At 68.9% G+C, this 6,944-nt stretch carries 5 protein-coding genes; 1 reads left to right on the plus strand and 4 read right to left on the minus strand.

The window, feature by feature from the left end:
* The first annotated feature begins 848 nt into the window (after positions 1-848).
* On the plus strand, positions 849-1,544 hold the full coding sequence (gene queC / locus GBZ26_RS25205) for a 7-cyano-7-deazaguanine synthase QueC (protein WP_174441191.1): 696 nt from the start codon (positions 849-851) through the stop codon (positions 1,542-1,544).
* A gap of 9 nt (positions 1,545-1,553) precedes the next feature.
* On the opposite strand, the gene GBZ26_RS25210 is transcribed toward queC, so the two are convergent.
* From GBZ26_RS25210 to GBZ26_RS25225, 4 genes are all read right to left on the minus strand, one after another.
* Positions 1,554-2,468 carry a branched-chain amino acid ABC transporter permease gene (locus tag GBZ26_RS25210; RefSeq protein WP_174441192.1) on the minus strand — a complete coding sequence of 305 codons (915 nt, stop codon included), beginning with the start codon at positions 2,466-2,468 and terminating at the stop codon, positions 1,554-1,556.
* Between the two features lie 22 nt (positions 2,469-2,490).
* Positions 2,491-3,657, minus strand: a complete 1,167-nt coding sequence (locus tag GBZ26_RS25215; RefSeq protein ID WP_174441193.1) for an ABC transporter substrate-binding protein — start codon at positions 3,655-3,657, stop codon at positions 2,491-2,493.
* A 51-nt stretch (positions 3,658-3,708) separates the two neighbouring features.
* Positions 3,709-4,359: an elongation factor P hydroxylase gene (locus tag GBZ26_RS25220; protein WP_174441194.1), complete on the minus strand. Its 651-nt coding sequence runs from the start codon at positions 4,357-4,359 to the stop codon at positions 3,709-3,711.
* A gap of 118 nt (positions 4,360-4,477) precedes the next feature.
* A complete protein-coding gene (locus tag GBZ26_RS25225) occupies positions 4,478-6,487 on the minus strand; it encodes a HAMP domain-containing methyl-accepting chemotaxis protein (RefSeq protein WP_174441195.1) in 2,010 nt (669 codons plus the stop codon).
* Positions 6,488-6,944: the final 457 nt, after the last annotated feature.

Genomic DNA, 6,944 nt, shown 5'->3' on the forward strand with positions numbered 1-6,944 from the left:
ACAGGTCGGGGGCATTGAGGGCCGGAACAGTGGGGCGGCCAACCAATCGGTGGGCCAATCAGCAGGCCCGTCTTTTCGCACAGATGGGCGGGCTTGAACACAAAAGGTCGCGCCGGCCCGCCTGGCCCCGCCCGCTTAGCCCAAGGGTGTGTCGTGGTGGCGCCGCCGCGACCGCTGGAGGAGCTGGCGTTCGGTGCAGCGCTTCATAATGCTCCGGCACCTCCGAATCCTCGCCGATGATGAACCGGGCTTCCCCATGCCGGAACCACCATCCTGCGGGGACAGGATCTTTTCGAGCAGGCGGCCCGTGTAGTCCCGCACCCGGTCCTTCACGGTCTCCCACCGTTTGCCCAGATGGTCCCGGATGTCCTCCAGACCGATCAGATGAACGGCGCCGGCGGTGATGGTCTGTCCGCTGGACAGGATATCGCGGGCCCGGTCTCGAAAGGCCGCGTCGCTCCGTTGGCAGGACGACCGGCAGTCCGCCGCCTTCGTGGCGCCGGTGCAGTGGGAAGTGGGGCCGGAGCAGGCGGATTCGACGGCCCTTCCTGGGCGGAGGGGGACGAATGGATCGCATTCACGGCAATAGCTCCCTTGCGACCGGCGCAAGCCATTCTGCCGGCGTATTTCCGCCTTCTGAATGTTCGTCGTATCAACGACAATTTTGCAGGGAAATTACCGAAGAAACAACAGCCGAGGATTTTGGGGGCGCGGTGCGGAGCGGCTCCGTCGGCTGGCCGTGGCTGGGCTTCTGCGAGCGGCCATGCGCAGGCGGCCATGGCCGTTGACCCGCCGGCAGGACGGGATTATGCCGGGCCGGCCGGTGGGCATGGGGAAAGGGCAGGGACATGGACGCAAGGAACGCGGTGGTGCTGGTCAGTGGCGGGCTGGACTCCACGACGGTGCTGGCCATCGCCAGAGAGCAGGGCTACCGGCTGAACGCGCTCAGCTTCCGCTACGGCCAGCGCCACGCGGTGGAACTGGAGGCGGCCAGGCGCGTCGCCGCGGCCATGGCGGTGGACCGCCACGTCATCGCCGACATCGACCTGCGGGCCTTCGGCGGCTCCGCCCTGACCGACGCCATCGACGTGCCCAAGCACGCCAGCGCGGCGGATCTGGGGACGGGCATCCCGGTGACCTACGTCCCGGCGCGCAACACGGTGTTCCTGTCCTTCGCCCTGGCCTGGGCGGAGACGCTGGGCGCGTCGGACATCTTCATCGGCGTGAACGCGCTGGATTATTCCGGCTATCCGGACTGCCGCCCCGAGTACATCGCCGCCTTCGAGACCATGGCGAACCTCGCCACCAAGGCGGGGGTGGAGGGCACCAGCCGGTTCAGGATCCACGCCCCGCTGATGACGCTCGACAAGGCGGGCATCATCCGCCGCGGGCTGGAACTGGGGGTGGATTACGGCCTGACCCACTCCTGCTACGACCCGGCGCCGGACGGCACCGCCTGCGGCTCCTGCGACAGCTGCCTGCTGCGGCTGAAGGGCTTTCAGGAGGCCGGGCTGGCCGATCCGGTGGCTTATGGCGGGGCGTGATGCTCCCGATCAATGGGCGGGGAACAGACCCTTGGGCTTGATCGCCAGGACCACCGCCATCAGCACATAGATCGCCATGGAGGCGAGCGCAGCCCCCGCGGCGCTGGCGTTGGCGGCGTCCATCACCAGACGGAAGGCGGCGGGCAGCAGGGCGCGGCCCAGCGTGTCCACCATCCCGACCAGCAGGGCGCCCGCCAGCGCCCCGCGGATCGAGCCGATGCCGCCGATCACGATGACCACGAAGGTCAGGATCAGGATCTGCTCGCCCATACCGACCTGAACGGCCAGCACCGGCCCGGCCATGGCGCCGGCCAGCCCGGCCAGCCCGCAGCCCAGCGCGAAGACCAGACCGAACAGAAGCCGGACGTCCACCCCCAGCGCCATCACCATCTCGCGGTTGGTGGCGCCGGCGCGGATCAGCATGCCGACCCGCGTGCGGGCGATCAGCAGCCACAGGAACACCGCCACGGCGAGGCCCACGGCGAGGATGGCCAGCCGGAAGGCCGGGTATGTCAGCCCGAACAGGTCCACCGTCCCGGCCAGCGCCGCCGGCGGGTTCAGGAAGATGGGGACCGGGCCGAAGATGATCTTCACCAGCTCGTTGAAGAACAGGATCAGCCCGAAGGTCGCCAGCACCTGATCGAGATGGTCGCGGCGGTAGAGCGTGCGCAGCGCCACCGCCTCCACCACCAGCCCGAGCAGCGCCGTCAGCAGAACCGCCGCCGCCAGAGCCAGCGGGAAGCTGTCCAGCACCGGCACCAGCGCCGCCGTCAGGTAGGCGCCGACCATGTAGAAGGTGCCGTGGGCGAGGTTGATGAGGTCCATGATGCCGAAGACGAGCGTCAGCCCGGCGGCCATCAGGAACAGCATCACACCGAGCTGAAGCCCGTTCAGCCCCTGTTCGACGAGGAGGAGCGCGTCCATTCTCCGGCGTCCTGCCTGCGCCTCACTTCATCGGGCAGTCTTTGACGTAGGCGTCGGCGTGGTTGGCGAAGACCGTGGCGACCGTCTTGTTGGTCACCGCACCGTCCGCACCCTTCACCACTTCGCGCAGGTAAATGTTGTGGATCGGGTAGTGGTTGGTGTTGAAGGCCACCTCGCCACGCAGGCTCTGCAGCTTGGCCGAGGCCAGCGCGGCGCGCAGCTTGTCCTTGTCCTTCAGGTTGCCGCCGACCGCCTTCACGGCCGTGTCGATCAGCAGCGCCGTGTCGTAGCCCTGGGCGGCGTACATGGACGGAATGCGCCCGTACTTGGCCTTGAAGTCGGCGACGAACGTCTTGTTGGCGGCGTTGTCGAGGTCGGGGCTCCACTGCGCCGAGTTCTTGACGCCGAGCGCGGACTCGCCGACCGCCGACAGGATGTCCTGGTCGAAGGAGAAGCCGGGGCCGAACAGCGGGACGGCGCCCTTCAGCCCGGCCTGCTCGTACTGCTTGATGAAGTTGATGCCCATGCCGCCGGGGTAGAAGACGTAGACGGCGTCCGGCGCCGCGGCCTTGAGCTGCGCCAGCTCCGCCGCGTAGTCGAGCTGCCCGACCTGGGTGTAGACCTCGCCCGCGACCGCGCCCTTGTAGTAGCGCTTGAAGCCGGCCAGACCGTCCTTGCCCGCCGGGTAGTTGGGGGCCATCAGATAGGCCTTCTTGAACCCCTCGTCCTGGACATGCTTGCCCACGGCCTCGTGGATCTGGTCGTTCTGGTAGGCGGCGTTGAAGAAGTACGGGTTGCACTGCGCGCCCGCCAGCTGCGACGGGCCGGCGTTCGGGCTGATGAAGAAGGTCTGCCCGCCGGCCAGCGTCGGCAGCATCGCCAGCGCGAGGTTCGACCAGACCACGCCGGTCACCATCTGCACGCGGTCGCGCTCGACCATGCGGTTGGCGAGGCCGACGGCGACGTCCGGCTTCTGCTGGTCGTCCGCCTCGATGACCTGGGTGTCCTGCCCGCCCAGCTTGCCGCCCGCATGCTCCACCGCCAGCGCGAAGCCGTCGCGGATGTCGATGCCCAGCCCCGCGCCGGGGCCGGACAGGGTGGTGATCATGCCGATCTTCAGCGTGTCCGCCGCCGCCGGGGTGGCAAGCAGGGCCAGCGCGGAGGCCAGCGTAAGCAGGTTGCGGGTCATGACGGTCCAGCCTCCAGAGGAATTATGATTGATTTATGGGCAGCGCAAAGGTCAGGCGGCCTGTTTCCGTTCGTCCGCCCGCTTGTCCGCCCAGGCGCGCGCCGTGGACGGGCGGCCCTCGGCGTCGATCAGGCCGCGGGTGAAGAGTTCCTCGACATGGCGGATGAAGAAGGCGGCGGTGCTCTCCCGCTCCCAGCGCTCCATCCAGTTCTGCTCCAGGAAGGCGAGGATCGCCGGCTGGCCCAGCTCGGCCTCCCACAGCACGCCGAGCAGGGAGGTCTGCTGCTCCTCGTGCATGCAGTCCTCGAAGGTCAGCTTCTGCTGGCTGCGCGCCTCCTTGCGCAGCGTCGTCTCCGGACCCGGACCCAGGCCGAAATCGTAGAGCGGACGGCGCTCGGGTGCTGCGACCAGCCAGTGGGCGACCTCATGAACGATGACCGTCGATTCCACGTCGGTGCGGATGACCGCGCCGTCCCACATGAAGGACGCGTTCGGCGGCTCGTCCAGCGTGCCGATGCCGTGGGCGTGGGCCAGCCGCACCGCGTCGGCGCGCTGCTCCGGCGTGTCGACGCCGCCGGGCACCGGCCAGGTCGCGGCGATGCGCCGGAAGGCGGCGAGGGGCAGGGGCTTGCCGGCCAGCAGGCGCTCGAAGGTCGCCAGGGCCTCCGGCATCGTCTCGGCCGGGATCGGGGTCAGGATCATGATGGGAAAAGCAGTCCGGGGTGCGCAATGACCCCTATTTGCCCAACAGGGCCGGCGTGGCGCAAGAAAAACCCCTCCTCCACCGCAATCGGATGGGGGAGGGGGGAAGACGAAGCCGTCAGGCGGCCCGCATGTCGGTCAGGAAGCGCGAGACGAAGCCGCGCAGCCCCTCCGCCTCGCCGGTCAGCCCGTCGGCGGCGTCGAGCACCTGGCGGGAGGCGTCGCCGGTGGCTTCCGCCGCCTGGGTCACCCCGGCGATGTTGCCCGACACCTCCTGCGTGCCGCGGGCGGCCTGCTGGACGTTGCGGCTGATCTCCTGGGTGGCCGCACCCTGCTCCTCGACCGCCGCGGCGATGGTGGTGGAGATGTGGCTGATCTCGCCGATCACGCGGCCGATCTCGGCGATCGCCCCGGCGGCCTCGCGGCTGACCTGCTGGATGCCGGCGATCTGGCCGGAGATATCCTCCGTCGCCTTGGCGGTCTGGTTGGCCAGGCTCTTGACCTCGCTCGCCACCACGGCGAAGCCCTTGCCGGCCTCGCCCGCCCGGGCCGCCTCGATGGTGGCGTTGAGCGCCAGCAGGTTGGTCTGGCTGGCGATGTCGTTGATGAGCTGCACCACCTCGCCGATGCGCTGGGCGGCGTCGACCAGCCCGCGCACGGTGGCGTCGGTCCGCTCGGCGGTGCTGACCGCCTGCCCGGCGATGCTGTTGCTCTGGGCGACCTGCCGGCTGATCTCCTGGATCGAGCTGGTCAGCTCCTCGGCGGCGGCGGCGACGGTCTCCACGTTGGCGGTCGCCTGGGTGGAGGCGGCGGCGACGGCGCTGGCCTGCCGGGTGGTCTGCTCGGCGGTGGCCGACATGCCCTGGGCCGTGCTGTTGAGCTGGGTGGCGGCGGAGGAGACACGGGACAGCACCTCCATCACCATGCGGTCGAACTCGCGGGTCAGGGAGTCGATGCGCTCCGACCGCTCGCGGCGGGTCTCATGCTCGGCGGCCTGTTCCGCGGCCATGCGGTCGGCCTGGATCAGGCTGTGTTTGAAGACCTCGACGGCCTTGGCCATGCCGCCGATTTCGTCGCCGCGGCCCAGGCCGGGTACCTCCACCCTGCGGTCGCCGCCGGCCAGCCGGGTCATGGTGTCGGTCATCGACACGATGGGCCGCGACAGGCCGCGCCCGATCAGCAGGGCGGAGATCAGCCCGAGCAGGACGGCGACCGCGGCGGCGGCGGTTGTCACGGTGCGGGCACGGTCGATGTTCTCCGTGGCGGTGGTGCCGAGCGCCGCCTGTTGGCGGGCGCTGGCGTCGCGCAACTGCTCGACCCGCGCGTTGACGGTCGGGCCGAGCGTCTCCAGCACCTGCGCGACCAGCTCGTCCCGCTTGGTGGTGGCGACGACCGCCTTCTCGAACTGGGTGGCGAAGACGCGCTGGTAGGCCAGGAAGGACGAGGCGCCGCGGCGACGCTCCAGCTCGGTCAGCTTGGCGAGCATCGCGTTGCCGCGCTCGCGGGCCTTTTGAAGCTCCTTGCGGAAGATGTCGGCGCTCTCCGCCGAGCCGTCGGTCAGGAAGCGGTTGGCGGTGTTGCGGGCGGCCAGGAAGTGCCGCGACGCCATGCCCGCCTGATAGGCGGCCTCGGTGTCGCCGTCCTCATAGGCGCTATCCATGACGCCGCTCAGCGCCTTTTCCATCTTGGCCCCGAGGTCCACAAGCTCCGCCGACGCCTCGTTGCGGGTCGCCTGGAACTCCATGATGCGGGTGAAGGCCTCGCGGTACTGGCCCAGTTCGTTGTCCATCTGGGTCACCGTGCGGTTCAACGTCGGCTCGGTGAACAGGGTCTTGGCCTCGTCGATCCGCCCGTCGAGATCGGCGGCCAGCGAGTCCACCGTGTGGGCGGCCTCCTCGCTGCCGGTCAGCAGGAAGGTTTTGGCCTGGAGCTGGACCTCCAGCATCGTCGCCTGGATGCGTCCAACCTCCGTGGTCTGCCGGGCCAGCGTCTGGTAGGTCGCGAAGCCGTCCTTCGCGTCCGTCAGGGCGTAGACCCCGATGCCGCCGATGGCGACCAGGAAGAGAAGAACCCCGGCGTTCGCCGCCGTGATCTTGGTGCCGACCCGCAGATGGTTGAACAGGCTCATGGTCGGGAAAACTCCGGATGAGGCTGAATGGTTTAGATACAAAACATGGCAGTGTCCGCTTACCAATTCATTAAGTGTGCCAACTGGTTCCCGGTCCCCGAAAACGGGCGGGCGGAGCCGTCCGCGCACCCTTGGGGATGCCCTTATCCTTCCGGGTTCTGGCGGTTTCGCGGGGGCTTGGAATATTTGTCCTGCCCGCGGCGTTAGCCCATGGCGACGGGCCGTTCCGGCGCCGGCTCCAGCGGTGTGCTGGTCACGGCTTAGGCCGTGGATGGTCACAATAGAGGCGTTTTGCTCATCCTCATGTATCGTGCTATATGCCAAAGGGCGAAGCGCCCCGCCGGGGACGCCTGCCTGGACCCCTCCGACCCGGCTCGTGATGATCTGACCCAACGGCCGGCCATGTCCCTGACCGACGCGCCCACTCTGGTGCCTTCTTCCGACACCGCCCCCACAC

The sequence above is a fragment of the Azospirillum formosense genome (assembly GCF_013340925.1).
GTDB classification, from domain to species: Bacteria; Pseudomonadota; Alphaproteobacteria; order Azospirillales; family Azospirillaceae; genus Azospirillum; species Azospirillum formosense.